General features: G+C 47.8%; 25 protein-coding genes. 13 read left to right on the top strand and 12 right to left on the bottom strand.

Annotated elements, in window-relative coordinates:
* Window positions 1-45 precede the first annotated feature (45 nt).
* Both CBX96_RS15470 and CBX96_RS15465 read right to left on the bottom strand, forming a co-directional pair.
* Window positions 46-1,470 (bottom strand): MFS transporter, encoded by a 1,425-nt coding sequence (locus CBX96_RS15470; RefSeq protein ID WP_109287300.1) that lies wholly within the window; start codon window positions 1,468-1,470, stop codon window positions 46-48.
* Window positions 1,471-1,651: 181 nt separating this feature from the next.
* Window positions 1,652-2,395 carry a YdiY family protein gene (locus CBX96_RS15465; protein WP_109287299.1) on the bottom strand — a complete coding sequence of 248 codons (744 nt, stop codon included), beginning with the start codon at window positions 2,393-2,395 and terminating at the stop codon, window positions 1,652-1,654.
* A gap of 224 nt (window positions 2,396-2,619) precedes the next feature.
* Here CBX96_RS15465 and rpsF point away from each other — a divergent pair, with 224 nt between their 5' ends.
* Genes rpsF through rplI form a run of 4 tightly spaced genes read left to right on the top strand, consistent with a single transcriptional unit; the run spans window position 2,620 to window position 4,057 of the window.
* The gene (gene rpsF / locus CBX96_RS15460) at window positions 2,620-3,015 is read left to right on the top strand and encodes a 30S ribosomal protein S6 (RefSeq protein WP_011715868.1); all 396 of its coding nucleotides are present in this window, start codon (window positions 2,620-2,622) and stop codon (window positions 3,013-3,015) included.
* 8 nt (window positions 3,016-3,023) lie between these two features.
* On the top strand, window positions 3,024-3,329 hold the full coding sequence (gene priB / locus CBX96_RS15455) for a primosomal replication protein N (protein ID WP_011073673.1): 306 nt from the start codon (window positions 3,024-3,026) through the stop codon (window positions 3,327-3,329).
* An 11-nt stretch (window positions 3,330-3,340) separates the two neighbouring features.
* Window positions 3,341-3,568, top strand: a complete 228-nt coding sequence (gene rpsR, locus CBX96_RS15450) for a 30S ribosomal protein S18 (protein ID WP_006083042.1) — start codon at window positions 3,341-3,343, stop codon at window positions 3,566-3,568.
* 36 nt (window positions 3,569-3,604) lie between these two features.
* Complete coding sequence (rplI, locus tag CBX96_RS15445) at window positions 3,605-4,057, top strand: 50S ribosomal protein L9 (protein WP_023268570.1); 453 nt, start codon at window positions 3,605-3,607, stop codon at window positions 4,055-4,057.
* Window positions 4,058-4,215: 158 nt separating this feature from the next.
* Here rplI and hydF read toward each other — a convergent pair whose 3' ends face one another.
* The 8 genes from hydF to CBX96_RS15405 form a co-directional block, all read right to left on the bottom strand.
* Window positions 4,216-5,457 carry a [FeFe] hydrogenase H-cluster maturation GTPase HydF gene (gene hydF / locus CBX96_RS15440; RefSeq protein WP_181382218.1) on the bottom strand — a complete coding sequence of 414 codons (1,242 nt, stop codon included), beginning with the start codon at window positions 5,455-5,457 and terminating at the stop codon, window positions 4,216-4,218.
* Window positions 5,441-6,520 (bottom strand): [FeFe] hydrogenase H-cluster radical SAM maturase HydE, encoded by a 1,080-nt coding sequence (gene hydE, locus CBX96_RS15435; protein ID WP_109287298.1) that lies wholly within the window; start codon window positions 6,518-6,520, stop codon window positions 5,441-5,443. The genes hydF and hydE overlap by 17 nt, the downstream gene beginning before the upstream one ends.
* Window positions 6,520-7,158 (bottom strand): hypothetical protein, encoded by a 639-nt coding sequence (locus CBX96_RS15430; protein WP_109287297.1) that lies wholly within the window; start codon window positions 7,156-7,158, stop codon window positions 6,520-6,522. Before CBX96_RS15430 ends, hydE begins: the two co-directional genes overlap by 1 nt.
* On the bottom strand, window positions 7,159-8,598 hold the full coding sequence (gene hydG / locus CBX96_RS15425; RefSeq protein ID WP_109287296.1) for a [FeFe] hydrogenase H-cluster radical SAM maturase HydG: 1,440 nt from the start codon (window positions 8,596-8,598) through the stop codon (window positions 7,159-7,161).
* Window positions 8,599-8,668: 70 nt separating this feature from the next.
* On the bottom strand, window positions 8,669-9,334 hold the full coding sequence (locus tag CBX96_RS15420) for a cytochrome b/b6 domain-containing protein (protein WP_258294741.1): 666 nt from the start codon (window positions 9,332-9,334) through the stop codon (window positions 8,669-8,671).
* Between the two features lie 31 nt (window positions 9,335-9,365).
* Window positions 9,366-9,686, bottom strand: coding sequence for an iron hydrogenase small subunit HydB (hydB, locus tag CBX96_RS15415; RefSeq protein WP_011715874.1), 321 nt, complete (start codon window positions 9,684-9,686; stop codon window positions 9,366-9,368).
* An 11-nt stretch (window positions 9,687-9,697) separates the two neighbouring features.
* Window positions 9,698-10,930 carry an iron hydrogenase large subunit HydA gene (hydA, locus tag CBX96_RS15410; protein WP_109287294.1) on the bottom strand — a complete coding sequence of 411 codons (1,233 nt, stop codon included), beginning with the start codon at window positions 10,928-10,930 and terminating at the stop codon, window positions 9,698-9,700.
* A 635-nt stretch (window positions 10,931-11,565) separates the two neighbouring features.
* Window positions 11,566-13,764: a S46 family peptidase gene (locus CBX96_RS15405; protein ID WP_109287293.1), complete on the bottom strand. Its 2,199-nt coding sequence runs from the start codon at window positions 13,762-13,764 to the stop codon at window positions 11,566-11,568.
* A 125-nt stretch (window positions 13,765-13,889) separates the two neighbouring features.
* Here CBX96_RS15405 and dnaB point away from each other — a divergent pair, with 125 nt between their 5' ends.
* Both dnaB and alr read left to right on the top strand, forming a co-directional pair.
* The gene (dnaB, locus tag CBX96_RS15400) at window positions 13,890-15,296 is read left to right on the top strand and encodes a replicative DNA helicase (RefSeq protein ID WP_011623987.1); all 1,407 of its coding nucleotides are present in this window, start codon (window positions 13,890-13,892) and stop codon (window positions 15,294-15,296) included.
* 76 nt (window positions 15,297-15,372) lie between these two features.
* On the top strand, window positions 15,373-16,449 hold the full coding sequence (gene alr / locus CBX96_RS15395; RefSeq protein WP_109287292.1) for an alanine racemase: 1,077 nt from the start codon (window positions 15,373-15,375) through the stop codon (window positions 16,447-16,449).
* Between the two features lie 155 nt (window positions 16,450-16,604).
* On the opposite strand, the gene CBX96_RS15390 is transcribed toward alr, so the two are convergent.
* Complete coding sequence (locus CBX96_RS15390) at window positions 16,605-17,069, bottom strand: chemotaxis protein CheX (RefSeq protein ID WP_086901993.1); 465 nt, start codon at window positions 17,067-17,069, stop codon at window positions 16,605-16,607.
* 559 nt (window positions 17,070-17,628) lie between these two features.
* On the opposite strand from CBX96_RS15390, the gene CBX96_RS15385 reads away from it, so the two are divergent.
* The 5 genes from CBX96_RS15385 to CBX96_RS15360 all read left to right on the top strand — a co-directional run bounded on the left by CBX96_RS15385 (window position 17,629) and on the right by CBX96_RS15360 (window position 22,657).
* Window positions 17,629-19,824: a TonB-dependent siderophore receptor gene (locus CBX96_RS15385; RefSeq protein ID WP_109287291.1), complete on the top strand. Its 2,196-nt coding sequence runs from the start codon at window positions 17,629-17,631 to the stop codon at window positions 19,822-19,824.
* A gap of 75 nt (window positions 19,825-19,899) precedes the next feature.
* Entirely contained in the window at window positions 19,900-20,574 is a 675-nt protein-coding gene (locus CBX96_RS15380; protein ID WP_109287290.1) for a Fe2+-dependent dioxygenase, read from the top strand.
* A 227-nt stretch (window positions 20,575-20,801) separates the two neighbouring features.
* Window positions 20,802-21,809, top strand: coding sequence for a tRNA dihydrouridine(20/20a) synthase DusA (gene dusA / locus CBX96_RS15375; RefSeq protein ID WP_109287289.1), 1,008 nt, complete (start codon window positions 20,802-20,804; stop codon window positions 21,807-21,809).
* Between the two features lie 208 nt (window positions 21,810-22,017).
* Window positions 22,018-22,311, top strand: a complete 294-nt coding sequence (locus tag CBX96_RS15370) for a hypothetical protein (protein ID WP_011623981.1) — start codon at window positions 22,018-22,020, stop codon at window positions 22,309-22,311.
* 145 nt (window positions 22,312-22,456) lie between these two features.
* Window positions 22,457-22,657 (top strand): PspC domain-containing protein, encoded by a 201-nt coding sequence (locus CBX96_RS15360; protein WP_088211084.1) that lies wholly within the window; start codon window positions 22,457-22,459, stop codon window positions 22,655-22,657.
* A gap of 139 nt (window positions 22,658-22,796) precedes the next feature.
* Here CBX96_RS15360 and CBX96_RS15355 read toward each other — a convergent pair whose 3' ends face one another.
* Window positions 22,797-23,534, bottom strand: a complete 738-nt coding sequence (locus CBX96_RS15355) for an enoyl-CoA hydratase-related protein (protein ID WP_011625227.1) — start codon at window positions 23,532-23,534, stop codon at window positions 22,797-22,799.
* A gap of 34 nt (window positions 23,535-23,568) precedes the next feature.
* Here CBX96_RS15355 and CBX96_RS15350 point away from each other — a divergent pair, with 34 nt between their 5' ends.
* A complete protein-coding gene (locus CBX96_RS15350; protein WP_011623978.1) occupies window positions 23,569-24,051 on the top strand; it encodes a copper chaperone PCu(A)C in 483 nt (160 codons plus the stop codon).
* A gap of 11 nt (window positions 24,052-24,062) precedes the next feature.
* Complete coding sequence (locus CBX96_RS15345; RefSeq protein ID WP_011623977.1) at window positions 24,063-25,031, top strand: DUF2333 family protein; 969 nt, start codon at window positions 24,063-24,065, stop codon at window positions 25,029-25,031.

Genomic DNA, 25,031 nt, shown 5'->3' with positions numbered 1-25,031 from the left:
GGGCTAGCCCGTCTTTTTTATTGTCCCGAATTACTGAAATCCCTCTTAAGCGGTTTTCACCGTATCGAGATTAGACTCTTCTAAGTCGTGACTTTCTGCCTCAACAAAAGTCGGCTCTGGATTAACGTCAAACTCGAATGTCAGCTGTTGTTCGTTGTCAGTGTCATCATCTTCGAGGGCATCGGCACCTAAATCTTCTTCATCGTCGCTGGGCGCGGGAGTCATTTGCTCCTGCACCGATTCGACATCAACCCTTGGGTCGAGCGCTGCCGCGAGCGGGGATGAGACTAAGTCACCGGTTGCCATGATGTAGTCTTGAGTCACATTGGTTTCGGCTTTTTGTTGTGAATGAACATAACGCAGGCGTAAAAATAGGACTAAGGTACAGGCCGACATAAAACCATAGAGCATGCTATTGCCAAGCCATTGCATTAGGGTGGATGCGATAAGCGGACCTATACTGGCGCCAAGACCGAAGGTCAGTAATATAGTAGCCGACAGACCGACCCTTTCACTCTGCTCGACACGGGAGTTGGCCAGTGCCGTCGCCAAGGGGTAGAAGGTAAAGCCAAGAATACCGAACAGAAACGTCATCACCAGTGAGAGTGTGGGATGGTAAGGCGTGAGGGCGATGCCTAAGGCTAAGATCCCAAGCAGTACGCAGTTTATGCGGATAAGCCGGCTGCGGGACATGATGTCGGATAGCTTTCCCATCGGCCATTGCGCTAGCAGACCCGCGAGAATGGTGGCCGTCATATAGGTGGCGACTTTCTCGGGCGGTAAACCTAAGTTACTCGCATAGGCGGGCGCCAAGCCGTAAAAGGAGCCGACAATCATGCTGCCTATCGCAATAGTCGTCAGCGCTTGCGGGGCTTTTCGCCAATAGTGGGCGATTTTTAAGGGCGCGGGCACCAGTGGTGCAGGGTGAATACGGCGGGTCAAGGAAATGGGGACAATACACAGGGCAAAACAGATGGCGATCAGTAACAGCGGCTCTAGACCAAGTTCAGGATAGAGACTAATGGCACCTTGCCCCAATATCAAACCGAAGTACGAGACTATCATGTAGCTGGCAAACACTGTGCCGCGTTGGTTGCTTTCGGCCTGCTCATTGAGCCAGCTTTCGAGCACCATGTATTGGCACATCATGCCCATACCGACGATAAGTCTTAAAAGGATCCAAACCGCTAACTCATCCACTAAGGCGTGGCCGAGTGCGGAGGCGGCCACTATCCCAGCGCTGGCGACAAAGGCGCGAATATGCCCGACTTGGGCAATCAAACGGTGACCTATCTTAGAGCCTGCCACCAGACCGACGTAATAGGCCGACATCATGCCGCCTATCCATAGCTGTGGAACGTGCATCACCGATAGGCGCAGGCCTAAATAGGTGGTGAGTAAACCGCCTGCCAACACAGTTAATAGAGTCGTGCTATATAAAGAGGCGAAAGTGCGTAGCGGATTTGCCATTAACTACTCCTTGTATGGTTGCAGGGAGAGTATATCAGGAGTTGGTGTTTATTCCGTGTTGCAATATGTTGGGATTTAATGACTGAGTTATCATTTTTGTGTGTGGGTCACTCAATTCGACTGAAATGGGATTTGGCTGAGAGGATGAACCTGGTTTCAGCCAAACCACTGAGTACCTCTATTATCTAAAGGTGTAGAGCAGGTTAAAGGTGGTGACAGTGTCAGTCTGCTTACTGCCTTCGGGAACCACTTCGGTGTACTTGACGTTCATGCCGATTTTAAATGCCCAATCTTGGAACACTAAGTTCTTGTAGTTCATGTCGAGGGTGAGAGTATTGTTATTCTCGCCCACCTCGGCGGTGAGATCGGCATTGATGCTGGTGTATTCCTGCAATTTTTGCGAAAACTTTGCCGCAGTACGTAAAATCACATCCTTTTCGGCGGCGGGATCGGGCTCTGCTACCGATTCTGCAGGCAGGTTGTATCGATAACCCGGACCGACTTCGAGGCTGAGTTTGGTCTTATAGGTACTGATGGCATTAAAACCATAACCCGAAGAAAGGGTTGAGATTTGGGTATAACTACCAAACTGATCCCAAGTAAAGTCACCACGGCCAAAGATATAGCCCTTAGTGAGTTTATAATTGCTCTGCAATTGGAGTTCGTACTTCTCTGAGGTGGTTTGGTTTTTCTCTGAGGCGAAATACGCTTTTAGCGTGGCTTCTTGTTTCGTTTGCTTGGCATCGTAAATCAGCTGGGTGCGACCATTAAAACTGCTCGACTCGGTATTGCCCGTGTTCAATTGTAAGCCGGCTTCGACTTCTGCAGTAAAATCGCTTGGCGGTTCCTGATAATCGGGAGGTACAAGCGCAAGTGCCGGAAATGATAGGCAAAAAAAACTCAAAGGGGCGATAACTTTTAGCATTGCTCGTAACATTAGTCTGGGTTCTTGAGTGGCTGATGTTTGATATCCGAATAGGGGTGAGGCGTCATCATACCCGTATTGCGGGTTGAGGCAAAGTTATTGCTTGAGTTTCGCGTCTGCTTTCTGTACTATCTCGCGCTCGAATCAGTCACTATTTTCGTTCCTTGCCTCCACTTGGTCTGACTGAGCCAATAACGAGGCTACATAACCGTAAGGAGCAATAAATGCGTCATTACGAAATCGTATTTATGGTTCACCCAGATCAAAGTGAACAAGTACCAGGTATGATTGAGCGTTACACCGGTGCAATCACCGAAGCTAACGGCAAAATCCACCGTTTAGAAGATTGGGGCCGTCGTCAACTGGCTTACCCAATCCAAGACCTGCACAAAGCTCACTACGTTCTGATGAACGTTGAAGCACCAGCAGAGACGATTGAAGAGCTAGAAACTGCTTTCCGTTTCAACGACGCAGTTCTGCGTAACATGGTAATGCGTACTAAAGTTGCCGTTACTGAAGCATCTCCAATGGCGAAAGCTAAAGATGAGCGCGATTCACGTCGTGGCCCAGCTGGCGACCGCTCATATGATGAAGCTAACGCTGAAGAAATCGCTGAGTAAGTTTATCTGTGACCACCAATAACTTGGTGTTGTCAGGAACCATAACCCGTTCCAGACGCTTTAAAAGCCCGGCAGGCATCGCACACAGTGTGATAATGCTAGAACACAAATCGCAGCGTTATGAAGCAGATATGCTCCGCAACGTCTACGTACAAATACAAGTGATATTGAGTGGCCCACGCTTTGAAAGCGTGGCAGACAATCTGAAAGCAGGTGTGGAAGTACAAGTTCAAGGTTTTATGACGCTTCAACAGGGGCGAAATGGCCAAAATCGCTTAGTCATCCATGCCGAAAATGTCGAATTGAAAACTTAGGAGACTGTCAAATGGCACGTTATTTCCGTCGTCGCAAGTTCTGCCGTTTCACCGCTGAAGGTGTTGCAGAAATTGATTACAAAGATATCGTTACTTTAAAGAACTACATCACTGAAAGCGGCAAGATCGTTCCAAGCCGTATCACTGGTACTAGTGCTAAATATCAGCGTCAACTAGCTCGCGCAATCAAGCGTGCTCGTTATCTTTCTCTACTGCCATACACTGATTTACATCAGTAATTGCAGTATTCCTAATCGAATATAGAGGATTTGATAATGAACGTTATTCTGCTTGATAAAATCGCTAACCTGGGTAACCTGGGTGACCAAGTTGCAGTTAAAGCTGGTTACGCTCGTAACTACCTGCTGCCACAAGGTAAAGCTGTTGTTGCTAACGAAAGCAACGTTAAAGTATTTGAAGCTCGTCGCGCTGAATTAGAAGCTAAATTAGCTGCTGATCTGGCTGCTGCTAACCAACGCGCTGAAAAAATCGCTGCTCTGGAAGCTGTTGTTATCGCTTCTAAAGCGGGTGATGAAGGCAAACTGTTTGGTTCAGTTGGCACTCGTGACATCGCTGATGCAGTAACTGCTGCTGGCGTTGAACTGGCTAAATCAGAAGTTCGTTTACCATTAGGCGCTCTGCGTACTACTGGCGACTTCGAAGTTGAAGTTCAGTTACACACTGAAGTTAAAGCTGTTGTTAAAGTATCTGTTGTTGCAGAAGCTTAATTACCAACTGCTTTAAATGAAAAACACCGCTTCGGCGGTGTTTTTTTATGGGCGCGATTTAGTTCGTATTGTTGTGTAAGTGGTTGTTTGTCAAGCATCAAGGATAAACAGGCTTAGCTACTTCATCGCAGCTAAGCCTGGCACTAAGGCTCAATATGTTATTGCTGAAGACTGTTGTTAAAAGGCGTAAGCACCCGTGGTAGTACGCCCTGTAGCTTTGAAATCGCGACCCCGTAGTTAGTGATAGGCACATTGCGCCGTTGGCATTCGTGGATGCGGCGAAGCATTTCATTACGATTAAACATACAGGCACCGCAGTGGATGGCGAGGGCATATTGCTCTAAATCATCGGGAAAGTCGTGGCCGGACGTCACGATAAATTCGAGTTGTTTACCCGTATAGCTATTTATCCAGCGGGGAAGCTTGACTCGGCCTATATCATCCTCTTGGACATTGTGGCTGCAGGCTTCGGCGATGAGCACTTTATCGCCATCTTGCAATTTATCTAACGCCTCAGCGCCTGCGGCAAGGGTGGGCAAATCCCCTTTAAAACGCGCAAATAGGGTTGAGAAAGTCGTGAGTGGAATCGATGCTGGTACTAGGGCGGCGACTTGTTTAATCGCCTGAGCATCTGAGATCACCAGTTTGGGGGTGACGACGGATAATGCCTTTTCGAGTTCTGTTTCTTTCACCACCATTGCGATCGCGCTGCGATCCAATGCTTCCCTAAGGATCTGTACCTGCGGCAGGATCAAGCGCCCTTTAGGGGCCGCCATATCGATAGGTACGACGCAGAGAATAACGTCCCCTGCTTGATAGAGGTCGCCCGCTAGCAGGGGTTCTTGCTTATATTCCGCGGGCGCTAAATCGATAATCAGCTGCTTAAGCATTTTGGTCGCAAGGCCTGTGGTGGCAGAGACCACGATAAAGGACAAGGATTGCTGTTGGCAGAAGGCGATATCCTCGGCTTTAGGTGTACAGATATCGGCTTTATTGAATACCACCAGTATCGGCATTCGCATCTGCTTTATTTCGTTCACTAAGGCGATATCCGATGGATAAAGCCCTTGTTCGTCCACCACCAAGAGTGCCATATCGGAGCGGAACAACACTTTACGAGTCGCCTTTACCCGCATTGCACCTAATTCTCCGTCATCATCGATACCGGCCGTGTCGTAAAAGGTTACTGGCCCTAGGGGCTGCAGCTCATAGGCCTTGGCCACGGCATCTGTCGTAGTGCCCTTAATATCGGACACAATGGAGATTTGTTGTCCTGCGATCATATTGAGCAGAGAAGATTTACCTGCATTGCGTCGACCGACTAAGGCAATATGGTAACGCATGCCCCGTGGTGCTGATTGGCTCTGGGAATGCTCTTGTGGATTAATGCCTTGACACATATTGGCTCCTTTTGGAATCACCACGGCTAAAGGAGGGGATTAGCCCATGGCTTTGAATTTGCTGGCAGACTTGCTTAAGTCGCTCTGCTGCAGGATGTTGTTGCTGGTTTTTTCCCGGATAGATGCTGTAATCGGCACTCACTTGTGTTGGGGTGAAGGAGGGCATAATCACATTACAGCCTCGCTTTAGTGCCAGTTCCCTAGTGCCTTTTTCGAGGGCATCGAGGGAACTGGTCGCAGGGATATTTGCCCCAGGATTCATCAGTCGCAAAATAGCGCTCACACGATGACTCTTAAGGGCGCTGCCATTGGGCGATGTGGCAAATGGAGTTTGTGCATGGGCGATAAAGGGGCCGCAGGCCAACATATCGAGCTGCAGTTCAGTTAAGCATTGAATATCGCGGGCTAAGATAGCATCTGTCATCCCTGGCAAATCGATGATGATGCCAGAACCTGTTTGAAAGCCGAGTGACTTAAGGTGCGCAAGTCTTGCGATGCGCTCATCGAAATGGGCTTTAGGGCGACAACGAGCAAAGAGGGCGCGGTCGAAGGTTTCCATCTTGAGTAAATAGCGATCGGCACCCGCCTCACGCCAGTTTTCCAACTCCTGATGTTTGCGATCACCGAGGGAGAGGGTGATTGCTAGGTTATGGCGTTGCTTAATTTCACTAATAAGGGCGCTGACGCGCTTGCTACCGTAGCTAAAATCATCCCCCGATTGCAGCACCACAGTGCCGAGGCCGAGTGCGGCTATGCTATGCACCGCGCTGAGGATTGCTTCGTTCGAGAGTCGATAACGCTTTACCTGCCTATTTTCGCTACACAGGCCACAGTAATGGCAGTGGTTACGGCAATGATTCGAGAATTCAACAATGCCGCGTAAATACACCTGTTGCTGAAATTCGAGCTCAGTGGCGAGCTGGGCGCGGCTAAACAGCCATTCATCGTCCTGCCCTTGGAGCAGCTCAAGGATTTGCGTATAGCTGAGCGCCATAGGTTTGAGCAAACTGGGTTGCGTGCAGGAAGGTGTTTGTTTAATGATTGGGATATGACAGGCATGCATCAGTGACGCTCCTTATCCAGCGCAATCACACTTTGATACCAGAGATCGCCTACGGCGCGGCGACATTCTTCCACGTAACGGCCAAGGGTTATTGCCTCCGGCGAGTCTTGCTCTGCGGTGACGCCGGAATAAAACCAATCGATTAAGCTGTTTGGCGCAAGGCCTAAAGCAATAGTATCAAACTCCAGCCAAAGTCCTTGAGCCGAGGTGTAATTGCTGTGGGCGTAGTGACCGATAAAAAGCCTATCACCGATCAGCAATATGGGTTGCAGTGGCAGCGCTTGGGTCGAGACTAAATTGATGGCCTCAGGAAACTGCGTTTTAAGCTCGGCGCACCAGTGGCGGGAAATATCATACAGCTGCTCAACGTCCTGCAGCGGCATCTCGGGCCTTAGGATGGTGGCAAACTCATCCCGCCATAGACGAGTGGGCTCAAGTTTAATCAGGGTGAGTTGCCTTAAGCGGGCGTTTTGTAGCCGCTTTAATAACAACTGCCCCACGGCATTATCGGCAAAATTACTGTAAATCGCCGCGTGTAACACGATTACATCAGCGCGCTCTATCGCATTCAGTAAGGCGCTAGTGTTAAGGCCAAAATGCAACTGCACGCCGGGCTCAGAAAATAAATAAGGTGCCATTTAAAGATAGATATCCCGTTCACCCGCATCGGTTTTTTGCAAACAGCCACGCACATTACGTTCCCGTGATGGACTCATTTTGGCGAGCTCTCGCTCTATCAGGGCGTTACCTGCCTCGCGGGTTTTATCGCTGGCGTAGTCGTTCAGATATTCCCTAAAGGTGATCAAGGCATTGGGCTGGCAGAACTTGCCAATAAACTGCTGTTTGGCTAATCCCATAAAGTGATCGCCAGTGCGCCCTTTACGGTAACAGCCTGTACAGAAAGAGGGGATGGCATCCGAATCCGTAACTAATTCATAGATGACCTCATCCATGGCGCGATGATCGCCAAGGCTAAATTGCTCGGCATCGTGTTGATTTAGCTTGCTGTCTTGATAGCCACCCGGCGCAGTGCGTGAGCCTGCACTGATTTGTGATACGCCGAGTTCTAACAACTCTTTACGTAGGGCCGCGCTCTCCCGTGTACTCATAATCAAGCCTGTATAAGGTACGGCGAGGCGAGTGATGGCTACAATGCGCTTAAAGCAGTCATCATCGACCTCATAGGGCGGCTTTTCACTGATAGCGGATCCATGGGCGGGTTCTATCCGCGGGAAGGAGATAGTATGCGGGCCAACGCCACAGTCTTTTTCGAGTTGCTGAACATGGGTGAGCATGGCGAGCAGCTCAAATCTATGGTCATACAGGCCAAAGAGCGCACCGATACCGACATCGTCGATTCCTGCTTCCATCGCCCTGTGCATGGCGTAGAGGCGGTATAAGTAGTCGGTTTTTTTACCTTTTAGGTGCACTTTACTGTAAGTGTCTTGATGATAGGTTTCTTGGAAACATTGATACGTGCCTATCGCCGCCGTTTTTAGCTGTTTAAAGTCTTCCACACTCATTGGCGCGCAGTTGACATTGATACGGCGAATTTCACCGCCTTTGCCCTGCTTAACGCTGTACATGGTTTGAATACTTTCAACAATGGCTTGCACATTGTTGCGTGGATGCTCGCCATAAACGGCTAGGATCCGTTTGTGGCCCATTTCTTCGAGAATGGTGACCTCTTGGCGGATCTCATCCTGTTTTAAGGTCTTGCGTTTCAGCTCGTGGTTATCGGCGTTAAAGCCGCAGTAACTACAACTGTTGGCACAATGGTTGGACACATAGAGCGGCGCAAACATCACTATACGATTGCCGTAGATGGTGTTTTTAATTTCACGGGCGACGGCAAAGAGTGCTTCATCCAGGGCTTTATCTTGATTTTGTAGCAGGAGAGCGGTTTCGCGAATGCTTAAGCCTTCGCATTGGCGCGCCTTTTCGAGAATGGCTTGGATTTGGTCGCGACTCGGATGACTGGCGTCTTCAATGGCCTGCCAAATCGCCTGATCGTCAATAAAGCTGACGTTGGGATTATAGTCAGAGACGGTAATGGAATGATGCTCGTGTGTGCTCATGGTTTTCTATGCCCTTGAATATGAATGCGTAAACGCGGCAGTTGTTGAGCAACTGCCGCAGGAGACCTAGCTATTTGCTGGTCAGTTGTTCGCCGTTTGTGGCAACGGGGGCAATTTCATTTTTTACCCATAGTGGGGTGTACTCGGCGGCATCATGGTAGGGCACATTGCCGTGGATCATCATGGCTTTGAAGTCATCGAAGCGGTACACCGCGAGGAATAAATGCACGGGTAAGAAAGCGGTTAACACTAGGCCTGAGACTAAATGGGCTTGACCTAAAAACCACACTACATCCCGCGGCGCAGCGTGGGGGATAAGCCACAATACTAAACCTGAGAGGATAAGCACTGTGCCGCCAATCAGTACGCAGGCACCAAACAGCTTTTGGCCAGAGTTATACTTGTTCATCGGAGGGATAGGGACTTTTTTACCCAGTAAGAATTTCTGTGGGTAACCGCCTAACACCATAAACCATTTCACGTCGCGTCCGGAGAAGCTGAACACTCGGGCGATAAATAGCACCACTCGGTCGAATGCCATGATGGTAAATGCCACGGCATCGAGGGCCATAACAATCCCCGCAATGATGTGTACATCATAGGTTAGCTGCATGCCTTCCTGGGAAAGCGGTTTAAAAAACAATAACAACCCCGTCGCGGCTAACGGCAAAAAGCTCAGTAGCAGAATATAGTGGAAAATCCTGACGTTTAGCGGATGTTTTAAAATGGGTCTCATATCATGTTCTTGATGCATTTTTCATCTCCAATCAAGAGCTTAATTTGGTGCGGTCGACAAAGTGGGTGTGTAGCAGCTCGTGGGACATATGTCCTAATGGCTCGCCACCGAATTCTTTGTAGTATTTCTCTACCGCAGGGTTGGCGTGGCTAACACGCTTTTTCGCTAGGCTGTCGTCCTTATATAACCCTTGGCTTCTGGCCTTAATGTACTCATTGCGGCGCTCAAGTTTGCTGCTAAACCAACCAATCGGAATGGCTAAGGCGGCGACAAAGGCAGCGCCTACGGCCATAAACTTACGGCGTGACAGAAAGAAACTGTCCTCTGCAAATAGGTGTTTTTTCTTGTTCATTTTGTTTCCCGTTAAATGTTACCAAGCCAAGAAGAGCCTTTACCTTCAATAGGTTGGCCTCCACCGTTGACGCAACCGCCAGCGCAGTTCATCACTTCGATAAAATGATAGGGCGAGGTGCCTGCCATTACATCGCGCAGCACGGGTTCGATGTTGTTGCCCATGTCGTGTACTACAGCGACATTGACGGTTACATTCTGGTTGAGTTGTGTATCAAACAGGCTGACGGAAGCCGATTTGACGCCTTTTAGCCCGCGTACGGGTTCAAATTCCAACTTAGCCATTTCAGTGCCTGTGAGCACCTTGTGAGCGGTACGTAATGCCGCTTCCATTACGCCACCAGTGGTACCAAAGATTGTGCCCGCGCCAGTGTATTCAGAGAACAAACTATCGCCTTGATATTCGGGGGTATTAGCGAGATCGATATCGAGCAGTTTGAGCAATTGGGCCATTTCCCTTGTGGTCAACACTGCATCAATATCTTGGTACGAAGGCGTGTTAGCCCCATGTTCCTGATGGTATTGCCAAGCCGAGTTAAATTCGGGGCGTGAGGCTTCGAGTTTTTTCGAGGTACAAGGCATCACAGAGACAGTGAAAATATTCTCTGGCTGCATTTGATACACCTTAGCACCGTAGGTTTTAGCGACCGTACCTGCCATTTGTTGGGGAGATTTAGCGGTAGACAGGTTAGGCAGTAGCGCCGGATAGCGGGTTTCGAGGTAACGCACCCAACCAGGGCAGCAGGAGGTGAACTGCGGCAGCGCCCCTGCATTTTCTTCACCTTTGACATTGGCATGGAGGCGATGAATAAACTCACTGCCTTCTTCCATGATGGTGAGATCGGCGGCAAAGTTACAGTCGAAAATCTTAAAACCTGCCTGATTCATCGCACCATAGAGCTTACCCGTCACGAGTTCGCCCGTGCCTAGACCGAATTCTTCACCAATTGCGACCCGCACCGCCGGAGCGATAATGCCGACAACGGTAGTATTTTTATCGGCGAGCTTTTTAATGACGGTTTCAAGGGCGCTGTGGGTTTCTTCAATGGCGCTAAAGGGGCAGTTAATTAAACATTGGCCGCAGCTTAAGCATTTATCTTCATCGATAGAGTGCACTGCACCCGAGGCGCCATTAATGGCGTGGGTTGGGCAGAACTTTTTGCAGGCATCACATCCTTTGCATTTAGATGCATTTATCTTGATCAGCCCTTGGATTTCTCCCGGTTGATAAGTTGTCGCTGTCATAGGATTTCGCGTTCCTCATTTTTAACCTGAATTATATTTTCAGTGTTATTTAATGTATTTATTTGGCAGCTTATGCCTATGGCAAAAGCGTATTGGTAAGTTTTAGACGGCTGGATAATAGGAAATTGATTCTGGAAAAAACTTGAGAACGATCAAGTTTTATTCTTTTTGATAAAACAGGCGTTTTTAATGGTTTTATTAGACGTTTTTGATAAATTTTTAGAAATAAAAATAGACTTTTGTATTTGTGGTTTATCAGGTTGGATTTAATTTATTATTTATATACAGTGCGTTATGGTGGCGTCATCGGTCGCCTAACACTGTTTGTTGTATTTTAAAGGCTTGCGGTGTGATTTATTGCATTATGAGGGTGTTATCACTCGTTTGGATTTTGTGTTTGGACAAATTGTCCATAAATACTCTTGGTTTAAATAATGCTAATTAAAGTGGCTAATGAATGATTATGGCGAATGGATAATGTGATAGATCACAAATTAGCAAATTTCTTAAAATAAAAACCGTCCAAAGAATATTCTTTGAACGGTTTTAAAAGACGCTTAATTTATGTTGGTTAAACTAATAGAATAAATATCAGCTAATGTTATTATCAATTAATGCTGAATATTAATTAAATATTAATTTCTCACTAAATCGAGTTCTTTAATTAAATTATCGGCATGGTCTACTTCATCCATCATCCACAGGATATATCGAATATCTACGTGCACGGCGCGGGTGATGGTGGGGTTGAAGAACCAGTCCTTAGTAATGGCTTCATAGGTGGAATCGAAGTTCAGGCCGACGAGTTCGCCTTTGCCGTTAAAGACAGGTGAGCCCGAGTTACCACCGGTGGTATCGACACTCGACAGAAAGTTAACTGGCACAGAGTTAAATTCTTCAGGCTTGTCCAAGCAAGAGAACAGACGGCAAATCCAGCCGCGTGGATCTTGGTAGACAGATTTCACTAAGTGATCGCCAAAACGCTGCTCATGGATTGCATCGAGCAGTTTTTTCGGAGCGTTATAGGGTTCAACACCAGTGTGTTTAGCTACGATGCCATCGAGGCGAGTAAATGGCTGTTTGTACAGAGCATCACGGGATTGATAACCATCGACCATTCCGTAGCTGATACGTAGGGTACCGTTTGCATCGGGATACACAGGCCAGTTGTTGGCTTTGTAGTAGTCGATAACGGCGGCCATATACGCAGGGCGAGCGGTAGACAGTTTACCCGCTAGGATTTTTTCTGCCTTTTCCTGTGCCATATTGGTGTCGTACAACGCGACTGCGAGGCGGATAAATGGATCGCTGCTGGTTTCAAAGGCCTTCGCATCGGCATCCATCCACGCCAGACGTTGCGCTTGGTCTGTCAGCGTTGTGAGCGAATACAGGCCGTCGAGTTTCGATTCTAGGCTGACGTTTTTGTCGTCTAGATTCAGCATATTGTCTAAGGCTGCAACACGGTTAGGTTGTGATAAGTAGGAATTTAAATCTTGCAACCAAAGGGTTTTATCGACTTTAACGTCAAAGCTGGAGTCGATACGCTTCAGGCGCGAGCTGAACATGGCAAGGTCACGCTCTTGGTAACCGATTTCACGCTCGGCATCGCTCTTTTGCTTTTCCTTGGCTAAGCGATAGAGGCTATTGGCCGCAGTGAGCAGTGTGCTCGATTGCGCGTTGGTGAAGTAATAATTGGTTTGGGTTTGCAGTTGCTGCTCGGCCAATAAAACTTCTAGCTCGCTGATAAGATTTTGATTAAGGCTAGGATTTTTCATTAACCAAGCCAGAAAATCATCTTCGCGTTGCTGCTTAATGCCGACGATATCCGTGGCTTTAAAACCAGCCAGCAGACCGTTGAGTTTTTTCATCCGGTTCGCCATCGACGCCATATTGCCTGCATATTTAATGGCGATATCGGCATCTTCCTGACCCATGGCTTCGATAGTATCAATCTGTAATTGATAGCGTTTTGCCTGAGTTGGATACAGCCAATCGCTGGCAAATTTAAGCTCGCTGGTGAGATTGTAACGGCTGGTGGTGCCAGGGTAACCCGCCACAAACACGCCGTCGCCCGCTTTCACACCATCGGCGTTTACTTTCAGGTAACTCTTTGGCGTGTAAGGAATGTTATCTTCACTGTAGGCCGCAGGCTTGCCATCTTTACCTACATAGGCGCGCAGGAAGGCAAAATCGCCCGAGTGGCGTGGATACTCGTAGTTATCAATATCACCGCCGTAAGCGCCAACGCTTTCTGGTGGCGCGTACACTAGGCGCACATCGCGGATCATCAATTGCTTGATGAGGTAATATTCCAAGCCATTGTGGAAGCTGCGCACGTTACAGCGGTAGTTATCATCGGCCTCACAGCTTTTGATTAAGGCTTTGCTGTGGTTTTCGATGTCTTCGTAGCGTTTAAGTGGATCTTGACTTAAGTCTTTGGTGACATCGCTGGTGACATTGGTCACGGCTTCGGTGATGTATAAACGCTCGTTAGGACCAGCCGACGGTTCTTTATCCATCGAGGTGGCTAAAAAGCCCTGTTCGAGATAGTTATGTTCTTTCTTAGTGTTATATTGTATCGCCTTGTAGGCACAATGATGGTTTGTCACAACTAGCCCTTGGGGCGAGACAAAACTGGCGGTACAATAGCCCAGCCCAACAACGGCATTCATTGGATAACTGGTGAGATCGGCTAATTTGTCAGCGGGAATATCGATTCCACGCGCGCTGAGTTTGTCGGCAATTGAAGGCATTTGATAAGGTTGCCATTGTCCTTCATCGGCTGTTGCTACGCCAGAGGTCAGTACTAAGGCTGCAACCAATGCAATACGCATGTTCTTTCCTTATTTTTAGTTAGAGTGTCCGTTGAAATGAGATAACAGGCGAATGTAAACGGCCTGTTTGCTCGACGCGGGTTTTATATCATATTTTGTTAAGTTGTTGGAAATCAGGAGTGTTAATGTCACAACAAGGTGCTTTTAAGCCTAAGAGTAAGCCGAGGGATTTGCAGGTCGATAGCCTCAAGCTGCCGCCGCATTCGATTGAGGCTGAACAATCGGTCTTAGGTGGCCTAATGTTAGACGCCGACGCTTGGGATAAAGTGGCCGAGACCGTAGTGAAAGAGGATTTTTATTCCCGCTCACACAGGATGATTTTTGCGGCCATGCACCGTTTAGTTGAAACGGGTCAACCTATCGACTTAATCACGGTTTCTGAACAGCTTGAACTTGAAAATCAACTCGAAGAAGCGGGCGGCTTTGCCTATTTAGGTGAGATTGCCAAAAACACTCCGAGCGCGGGTAACATTGTTTCCTATGCCGAGATTGTGCGCGAGCGTGCCGTGGTGCGGGAGATGATCCGTGTCGCCCATGAGATTGCCGATGCGGGTTACAATCCCGAGGGACGTGACTCCAGCGCCTTGCTCGATTTAGCCGAGAGTAAAGTCTTTAAGATTGCCGAGCAGCGCACCAATGCCAACGAAGGTCCCGAAGGCATTAAAACCATTCTCGAAAAAACCGTCGATAAGATTGAGCAGCTATATAACAACCCACACAACGGTGTGACAGGGGTGTCGAGTGGTTTTAGCGATCTCGACCGTATGACTGCGGGCTTCCAATCCGGCGACTTGATCATCGTCGCAGCGCGTCCTTCTATGGGTAAAACCACCTTCGCGATGAACCTCTGCGAGCAGGCGGCGATGAATGAAGACAAGCCTGTGCTGATTTTCAGTCTCGAGATGCCCTCGGAACAGATCATGATGCGTATGTTGGCCTCCTTGGGCCGCGTCGACCAAACTAAAATCCGTACCGGACAACTGGATGATGAGGATTGGGCACGGGTATCCTCGACCATGGGGATAATGCTCGAGCAGGGCAAGATGTATATCGACGATGGTTCAGGTTTAACCCCGACCGAAGTGCGCAGCCGTGCCCGCCGTATCGCCCGTGAACATGGCGGCTTATCGATGATCATGGTCGACTACTTGCAGCTGATGCAAGTACCTGCGTTATCGGACAACCGTACCCTAGAAATCGCCGAAATTTCTCGCTCTCTCAAGGCATTGGCTAAAGAGTTAGAGATCCCCGTGATTGCACTTTCCCAGCTTAACCGCTCGCTCGAACAACGTGCCGATAAGCGCCCAGTGAACTCGGACTTACGTGAATCGGGTTCTATTGAGCAGGATGCGGACCTCATCATGTTTATTTACCGTGATGAGGTGTATAACAACGATTCTCCCGATAAGGGCACGGCGGAAATCATCATAGGTAAGCAGCGTAACGGCCCCATTGGACGTGTGCGCTTGACCTTCCAAGGCCAGTTTTCCCGTTTTGATAACTACGCTGGCCCACAGTTTGAAGAAGATTAATTTCTGGTGTTAGAAGCTAAGCACTGCTTATGTATTCTTTTTTATTTCCTGACTTTCCAAATAGACAAGGCAAATTTTGAAACCTTTTCCCCGAGCAGAAATTAGCAGTAGTGCACTGCAAAACAATCTCGCCGTCTTGCGTCAACAGGCGAGTCGCAGCCAAGTGATGGCGGTGGTGAAAGCCAATGGTTATGGTCATGGATTATTAAATGTCGCCAACTGTTTACACACTGCCGATGGCTTTGGTTTGGCCCGTTTAGAAGAGGCCTTAGAATTGCGCGCCGGTGGCGTGAAGGCGCGCTTGTTATTGCTTGAGGGCTTCTTTCGCAGCACTGATTTACCTCTGTTGGTGGCCCACGATATCGATACTGTGGTGCACCACGAGTCGCAAATTGAGATGTTAGAACAGGCGACGCTATCAAAGCCTGTCACCGTATGGTTGAAAGTGGATTCTGGCATGCATCGGTTAGGCGTGACGCCTGAGCAATTTACGCAGGTGTATGCGCGTTTGACCGCCTGTGACAATGTTGCCAAGCCCATACATTTGATGACTCACTTTGCCTGTGCCGATGAGCCTGAAAATCATTACACCCAAGTGCAAATGCAAACCTTTAACCAGTTAACCGCGGATTTGCCTGGATTTAGAACCTTAGCTAATTCTGCGGGTGCCCTCTATTGGCCTAAGAGCCAAGGGGATTGGATCCGTCCCGGGATTGCACTTTATGGTGTCTCACCTGTAACGGGGGATTGCGGTGCCAATCATGGTTTGATCCCGGCGATGAACTTAGTCTCGCGTTTGATTGCAGTGCGCGATCACAAGGCGGGACAACCCGTTGGCTATGGTTGTTATTGGACGGCGAAACAAGATACTCGCCTTGGCGTCGTGGCGATTGGTTACGGCGATGGTTATCCGCGCAATGCGCCAGAAGGTACGCCTGTATGGGTTAATGGTCGCCGAGTGCCGATTGTTGGTCGTGTATCTATGGATATGTTAACCGTTGATTTAGGCGCCGATGCGACAGACCAAGTTGGCGATGAAGCCCTGCTTTGGGGCGCCGCCTTGCCCGTTGAGGAAGTGGCCGAACATATTGGCACCATCGCCTATGAGTTAGTGACTAAACTCACTCCAAGGGTGGCTGTGTGTCTTGCATAAGCCATCAGAGTAGAAATAAAAAACGGCGCATTTGCGCCGTTTTTTTATGCCCTAAGAAGCGGGAGATTGAGTGGCCTTTTGCCAGCCGTTCTACACTTGGTTATTGCGTCTTTGAAGCGATAATCAATCTTGCAGAGCGACATGAACGATATGAATTAATTCTCGAAGCAGATTTCAATAAAGGCGTTACCGAATGGGCTGCTGAAGGGCATGATAATTTTGGTGCCGTTTGCTTTATGGGAAATAGTATGCCCTTTACCCGAGACCACCATAGGGGTTGCCATTTCGAACTCGTAACCCTTTTGTCCTAAAAGATTTTTTGCCCCACCAGTGACCATGTTGGTGATTTCACCCACGAGATCGGTGACTTCTTCGTTTATCTTACCGGGGTTTTCCCCAAGCATGTTTTGCATGATCTGCAGTGCCAGCTTTTGTTCAAAGGTAATAGATAACGATCCCTTAGTCTGCGGCCCAACCATACCAATTAACCCCGACACATCCCCCTTGGCTAAGTTGTCGGTTTTAATTTGGGGCTTGCCCGGAGTGAGATCCATGCTTGCCATCGTCGAAATGACATTGAGCAGGGATTGCAGAAAAGGGTTAATAAAATTGACGTTCATGCTTCAGTGTTTCCTCTTATGAACTTAAGCCTTATGGTCACCATGTCATTAAGGTTAGACGAAAAGTGGCTGAACCACAGCAATCTTAATCACACTCTATCAGCTTAGATGACACAAATGGAAATGTGAGGTTAATTTCACGATTTTATTGTTGTTTATCCGTGCAGAGGCTCAAGACACTGTCCTTTAATCTTACGCTTCTGAATCCATCTGTTGCGCGCAAAGGTCGTCCATTCGGCTTCTCAAGCCTATAAAATGATTTATCCATCAGTTTTCGAGAGAAGCTTGATTATTCAGCGCTTTGTAAGCGCTGCATTTCCCATTAAAGGCTAAATTTCTATTATTTTCATATTGTTAAATTCAAGTCGTGCAAATGTTTTTGCTCATATCTTGCTAATTGAGACCTAGCACTCAATCGCTGTTGATAATGTGACAAAGATTAAATTGTAATGTAAATGATAATAATTATTGATTGCAAATTGTGTTTTGAATATATTAGCGGCGATTAACAGGTGGGGGACATCTGTTACAGGTTTAGTCCGCAACAGGAATGTTTTTGATGAAATTTGCAAAACGTCGTAATGGCCGAGTCACACTCGGTGCTCATGTTTTAGGTTCGTTAACGATTGGGATGGCGGTTTCGGCAATTCCCGCAATGGCAACGGAAGGGCAAACGCAAGTCGTTGATAAAAAAGTCGAGCATATTGAAGTAAACGGTGAGTACTTAGGTTACAACACCCGTAAAGTGCAATCGGGTAAATTTACCGAAGACCTGCTCAATACCGCTAAAACCGTTACCGTTATCAATCAAGATTTAATCAAAGACATGGGCGCCCAAAGTTTTACCGATGCGCTACGTGCAACTCCTGGTATTACCTTAGGTACAGGTGAGGGTGGCAACCCCTACGGTGATAGACCTTTCATCCGTGGTTACGATGCCCAATCTTCAACCTTTATCAATGGTATGCGTAATGTGGGCTCACAAAGCCGCGAAACCTTTAACATTGAACAAATTGAAGTCCTGAAAGGCCCAAGCTCTGTATACAACGGCCGTGGCGCCGTTGGTGGTAGCATCAATATTGTGACTAAAAAAGCGCAATCCGAAGACTTTATTAATGCCGACGTTGCCGTTGGAACGGATTCCCTTAAACGCGCCAGCGTCGATGTTAATCGTGTGATTGCCGATGAGGCTGCGGTCCGTATCAACATGATGGCCCACGATGCCGATACCCCTGGTCGCGATGAAGTCACGGGTAACCGTTGGGGCGTAGCGCCTTCGGTGACCTTTGGTTTAACCACGCCAACAAAAGTGACGCTCGAATATTATCACTTTGAAAATCATGACATTCCTGATTATGGTATTCCTTACGATCAGGCTACGGGCGAGCCTGCGGGTGTCGACCCTGACAACTTCTATGGTCTGTTGTCGCGGGATTTTCGCGACACTATGGATGATACGGCGTCAGTGTTGATAAGCCATGATTTTAATAACGACATGCAGTTCACTTCGACCTCCATCTATAGCCGTAACAGCAATTATTATATTGTGACCAACCCGGACGACACTACGGGCAACGTGGCTAATGGTTATGTCTGGCGAAACACTAAGTCGCGCCATTCGGTCACAAAGACTCTAGCCACTCAATTACAACTCTCGGGTGAAGCAAAACTCGCGGGGATGACTAACCGTTTTGCCGTCGGTACTGAACTCAGTAACGAACGTACTAGTAATTTAAGTTACACCGTCGATACGGGTAATGGCCGCAACGCGGGTTGTGATCAGGCGATGCTGGACAACTACAACTGTACGCTGCTGGATAATCCAAATCCGCACGATCCTTGGGTTGGTACTATCACCCTCGGCACCGATGCGACAGTTACAGAAACCGATACTCGCTCACTTTATGCCTTTAACACCATTGAGTTAACCGAAGCGTGGATGGTGAACGCCGGGATCCGTTGGGATGATTACAGCACCAGTGCTGAGAACTCGACTTCTCAATTTAGCAATGATACTGACTTCTTTAACTATCAATTATCGGTACTTTATAAGCCCGCTGAAAACGGCAGTATTTATGCTGCGTGGGGCACTTCTTCTAACCCTCCGGGGACCTCAAATGGTGATGGCGCGGATCGTCTCGGCAGTACCAACGCCGATCTAGAGCCAGAAGATACTGAAAGCTATGAGTTAGGCACTAAGTGGGACTTCTTTGCCGGACGTTTATCTCTGAATGGTTCGGTATTCCAAATTGAGAAAAACAACGCTCGGGTCGCGACCTCTGGCGATCGTAATTCGCCGCAGGAAAACGTCGGCGAGCAAAAGGTGAAAGGTTTCGAACTTGGCTTCTCCGGTGACTTTACTGAGCATTGGCACGGTTTTGGCGGTTACACCTATTTGGATGCGACCTTGGAAAGCAATGGTTATAACCAAGCACAAAATGGTAACCGCTTCCCTAATACCGCTAAAAATAGCTTAAGTTTATTCACGACTTACGATGTAACTGAGGATTTTACTGTTGGTATGGGCGCGTACTACATGGGTAAAGTTTATGGTAATACGGCCAACACGCTGTCAATTCCATCCTACTGGCGTTTTGATTTGACTTCATCTTATAAAATGAGTGAATTCTTGACCTTACGTCTGAACGTGCAAAATCTAACGGATGAGCGTTATTACGATAAAGCGTACACCGCGCACTTTGCCAATATGGCCCCTGGTCGCTTAGTGATGTTAAGTGCGGATATGCACTTCTAAGCCGTATTAATCGAGTTCTGAATGGCAGCCCTAGGGCTGCCTTTGATGTTTATGCTATTCCAATAGGATTTTGAAATGCTTATTGAAATTCCGAATGTTTTTTCTAAAGAAGAAGTCAATCAGCTAAGGGAAGAGCTCGATGCCCGCACTTGGATTGATGGCAATCAGACCTCGGGCGTGATGGCGAGTACCCGCAAACGTAATCAACAGTTAGACAAAGATGACCCTGTCGCACTGCAAATCGGCGAGTTAATCATGGCACGCTTGTTGGCCCACCCTTTATTTGTGTCGGCGGCGCTGCCATTACAGTTTTATCCTCCTTTGTTTAATCGTTATCAAGGCGGCGAAACCTTTGGCTATCATATTGATAACGCGATTCGCTCGACGAGCGAAGGCATGGTACGCACCGACCTGTCAGCCACCTTATTTTTAAGTGAACCAGACACTTATCAAGGTGGTGAGCTGGTGATCCAAGATACCTATGGCCAGCAAAGCATAAAGCTCGCGGCGGGATCTTTGGTGTTATATCCGTCAACGAGTCTGCATCAGGTTACGCCTGTTACCTCGGGTGAACGCACCGCCGCTTTTATGTGGCTGCAGAGTATGGTGCGCGATGAGGGGCAGCGCCGCTTGCTATTTCAACTCGATCAATCGATTCAAGCACTGACGGCGCAGGCCGCGCCAGAACAAGAGTTGTTTAATCTGACTGGGGTTTACCATAACTTGCTCAGACGTTGGAGTGAGTTGTAGTGATCCTAAGCTAGGCTTCTCTACCTGCTTCATCTCCCCAAAGCGGGCGGTTTAGGGTATAATCCCGCCAGCTCTGAGGGGCAACAAAACAGTAAACGTTAACTCGTTTACTGTTTTTGTATTTTTACGCTGGCGCTGCATGGCTCTTCTGCAGCTTAAAGTAAGGCGCTTTATCCCTCAAAGCTGGAACTTACTGGCAAATTCTAATTACTTGAGTCGATAGTCACGTGTTGAAAAATAATCTTAATGATGGTCTACAGCTCGACCGCACCTTTTCCATTGCACCGATGTTGGATTGGACGGATCGTCATTACCGTTATTTTGCTCGCTTAATGTCGGCAAATGCCTTGTTGTATACCGAGATGGTGACGACAGGGGCGATTTTGCATGGCCGTGGTGATTATCTTGCCTATAACCAACAAGAACATCCCCTTGCATTACAATTGGGGGGCTCGAATCCTGCTGAACTTGCTCGCTGCGCCAAACTTGCCGCCGAGCGCGGTTATGATGAAGTGAATCTCAATGTGGGCTGTCCTTCCGATCGCGTGCAAAACGGTCGCTTTGGTGCCTGTTTGATGGCTGAACCCGAGCTGGTGGCTGAATGTGTCGATGCTATGAAGCAAGTGGTTGATATTCCTGTGACGGTAAAAACACGTATCGGCATTGACGAGCAGGATAGCTATGAGTTTTTGACTCACTTTATTGATACTGTCATGGCTAAAGGCTGTGGTGAGTTTATTATCCATGCGCGTAAGGCGTGGTTACAGGGGTTAAGTCCGAAGGAAAATCGCGAGATCCCGCCCTTAGACTACGACCGAGTATATCAGCTTAAGCGTGATTACCCGACGCTCAATATCAGCATTAACGGTGGTATCACTAGCCTTGAACAGGCTAAAAACCACTTGCAGCACTTAGATGGTGTGATGGTAGGACGTGAGGCTTACCAAAATCCCTATATTCTGGCGCAGGTTGACCAACTGCTCTGTGGTAGTCAGAAGGCGGTAATTAGCCGTGAAGCTGTGATTGAGGCTATGTTGCCCTATATCGAGGCTCACTTGCAGGCGGGCGGGCGCTTAAATCATATCACTCGCCATATGATTGGCTTATTCCAAGGCTTACCGGGTGCCCGTGCGTGGCGTCGTTATTTGAGCGAAAACGCCCATAAAAATGGTGCAGGTATTGAGGTGGTCAAGCAGGCTTACCAAAGTATTCAGAGTGAAATAATTGCTCAATAATCACTCGATTTAAAAAGTGGTGAGATTGACTAATGCTTGTAGTATTTTTCACCACTTTACCTTTCCTAAATATCCCTCTTATCTCGTTTTAGCTTAAAATAAATTTTTAAATCTAATTAAATTAGTGTGTTAAGTATAATTTAACAAGTTGGCACGCCCTTTGTAATAGTCCCTATGTCAAGTTAATCAATCGGAAAGGGACGACATCATGTTTACTTCAAACGTTAAAAAATCAGTTCAAGCGAGTGTGTTATTTGGTGCATTAATGGCGAGTGTTTCTGTACACGCCGAAGCAGCACCTGTATCTGATGTAGTGGGCGCCATCGAGCAAACGCTGAGCACCCAAGCGCAGGAGTTGTTGGTTAACACTAAGCGTGAACTGGTGTTATCACTGCAAACACAATTAGCTGAAAGTATCTATGACTTCAATAGCCAGCTAACACTGAGCGCCGATAACCAAGGTGAGTCTGTCACCTCAGGCGAATACAGCGCAAACAAGTAAGGAGCTGCCTATGTGGTTTGTAGCACCTCTTATGACTCTGCTACTGCTACCAGTGATTAGCCTCGCGTTGTTTTCAGGAATTATCTGCTGGTTTCAGTGGCACAGTGTCAGCGATAAATAAGTTATTCATCGATTGGAGTTCAAAATGAAACGAGCGCAAATGCGAATGGACAATTCAGAACGTTTAGTCTGCGGTGTTGCCTCCGGTATGGCGTGGCAGTTTGGTTGGTCCTGTTTTTGGACTCGTGTCGTGTGGGCCGGTGCGATTCTGTTTATGCCGGGTGTGAGCCTGCTGGTTTACTTTGTGTTGGCCTTACTTGTGAACCAATGGAAAAGACCAATTTAACCCACGTTTTTACTCCCCCAATTTGGGGACGTGAATGGAATTGCCGATGCAAGTTTATGGACACAGTCTTTAGCGGGATGCTATCAACAAGAGGGCGCATCGACCCTCATGCCAATAGTGAACACTGTTTAAGTGAGCATCACTTTTTAAGAAAAGCCTGAAATCTGGCTTTTGCTTCATCGCTTTTGAGTCTTGCACTAAATTGTTCTAATTCTTGATGCATCTGGTGTTGCACGCGGTTTTTATGTGGTCGCATCAACTGACGGGTGATTTGCAGTGCTTGCGGTGGCTGATTCGCCAATTTCTTGGCCTGACTCAGGGCGTAACCGAGTAACTCTTCTTGGGCGATCACATCGTTAATGATATTCAGTCTGTGTGCAGTATTTGCATCAAAACTTTCGCCGAGCAGCAAGAGCTCCGCCGCCTTTTGATAACCCACCAATTCGGGTAAGAGTAAGCTTGCGCCAGCCTCGGGCACTAGGGCCAAATTCACGAAGGGCAGTTGAAATTTAGCCGTGTTGTCGGCATAGACCAAATCACAGTGAAGCAGTACCGTTGTGCCTATGCCAACGGCGGCACCAGAAACGGCGGCAACCAGCGGTTTTTTGAGTTCCAATAGGCAAAATAGGAAGCGCACTGCAGGATGATTTGGACCTAAGTCACTATTTTTCAAAAAGTCAGCAACATCATTGCCCGAGGTGAAACAATTATCTTCGCCATGGAGCATAAAGGCACGAATGTCGTTGTCTGCTTCACCTTCGATCAGGTATTCTGTCAGTTGTTTATACATATTAAGATCAAGTGCATTGCGTTTATCTGGGCGATTAAAGCTGATAATACGAACGCCCTGATCATCCCGAACCTGTATATGACTCATGGGTTGTTTTCCTTTACGACGACATTGGGTAGACATGGAGTTTAAGACATTGAAACCGATATTCAAACAGATGTTTAATTTTGTCGCATTATCCTGTGCTTCATTTTCTGTTTTCGCGAACGTAGTGATGACCGAAGGTCATGTCCGTGCAATGCCTGATACAGTACCAAATACCGCCGCTTACTTTACGCTGGAGAACCATAGCGATAAAACGGTTCGCCTCACCGGAGTGACGACTGAGGTCGCGAAGGAAGCACAATTACATACCATCATCGAAGAACAAGGCATGGTAAAGATGCGCCATGTTGAAGGTTTCGATATTCCCTCCCACGGAAAATTAACCCTCTCGCCGTCTGGAGAGCATGTGATGCTCATCGGACTCAAAGCCCCATTAGCCCTAGATCAGCAAGTTAAACTGCAGTTAGCGTTTGACGATGGCGAGAATCTAACGATTACATTACCTGTTGCTAAGCAGGCCGAGAATGCTGCTGAACATGAGCATCATCACCATCATTAAGGAGTCACTTGATGCAAATAACATGGAAGAAGGTCACCGGAGTTGGTTTATTTGTTGTTTTAATTGGTTATCTAGTGAGTGTGTGGTGGAGTATCGAACCTGATACCCTGACTCCACAACAGCTGACGGCCACAGAGAAGAATGTCGTGGGTTATGCCACCACCACGTCGTTGATCCTGACCGTTGAAACATTGCTGGATAAGCAGGGTGGTTGGTTATCAAACGATGTGATGCCCCCTTCAATTTTTATGGATAACATGCCCGCGTTTGAGTACGGCGCTTTAGAGCAAGTTCGTGATTTAGCACTGATTATGCGTAAAGAGTTTAGCCGCTCCCAGTCTCAATCTGCTGCGGATAAGGATCTAAGTGAAGCGCAGGCTAAGCTGAACATCGACCATACCAGCTGGTTAGTGCCAAGCGCCGAGAGCGAGTACCGCGATGGCGTTAAGCTGCTCAAGCTATATCGCGCGCGTATGATGGATCCAAATAATCAGGATGCTCAGTTTTACGCCCGTGCCGACAACCTCAACGAGTGGCTCAAAGAAGTCCAAAAACGTTTAGGTAGCATGTCTCAACGTTTATCGGCGAGTGTTGGGCAGGAGCGATTAAATACCGATTTAGCCGGCGACAATGCTGCGCGCCAATCGACTCCGAATTTAGCCAGCCATCAGGTGAAAACCAGCTGGTGGAAAATCGATGATGTGTTCTATGAGAGCCGTGGTGCCTCGTGGGCACTGCTGAATTTTATGCGTGCAGTCGAGGTCGACTTTGCTGACGTATTGAAAAAGAAAAATGCTGAGGTCAGCCTGAAACAGATCATTCGTGAGCTGGAGGCAACTCAACAAACGGTTTGGAGCCCTGTGGTACTTAATGGCAGTGGTTTCGGTCTAGTCGCTAATCATTCATTGGTTATGGCTAACTATGTGTCCCGTGCGAATGCCGCGGTGATTGATTTAACGAACTTGCTATCTCAAGGTTAA

This window comes from Shewanella sp. BC20 (genome assembly GCF_003129585.1).
In the GTDB taxonomy this organism is placed as follows: domain Bacteria; phylum Pseudomonadota; class Gammaproteobacteria; order Enterobacterales; family Shewanellaceae; genus Shewanella; species Shewanella seohaensis.
This window is presented reverse-complemented; position numbering and strand designations above follow the sequence as displayed.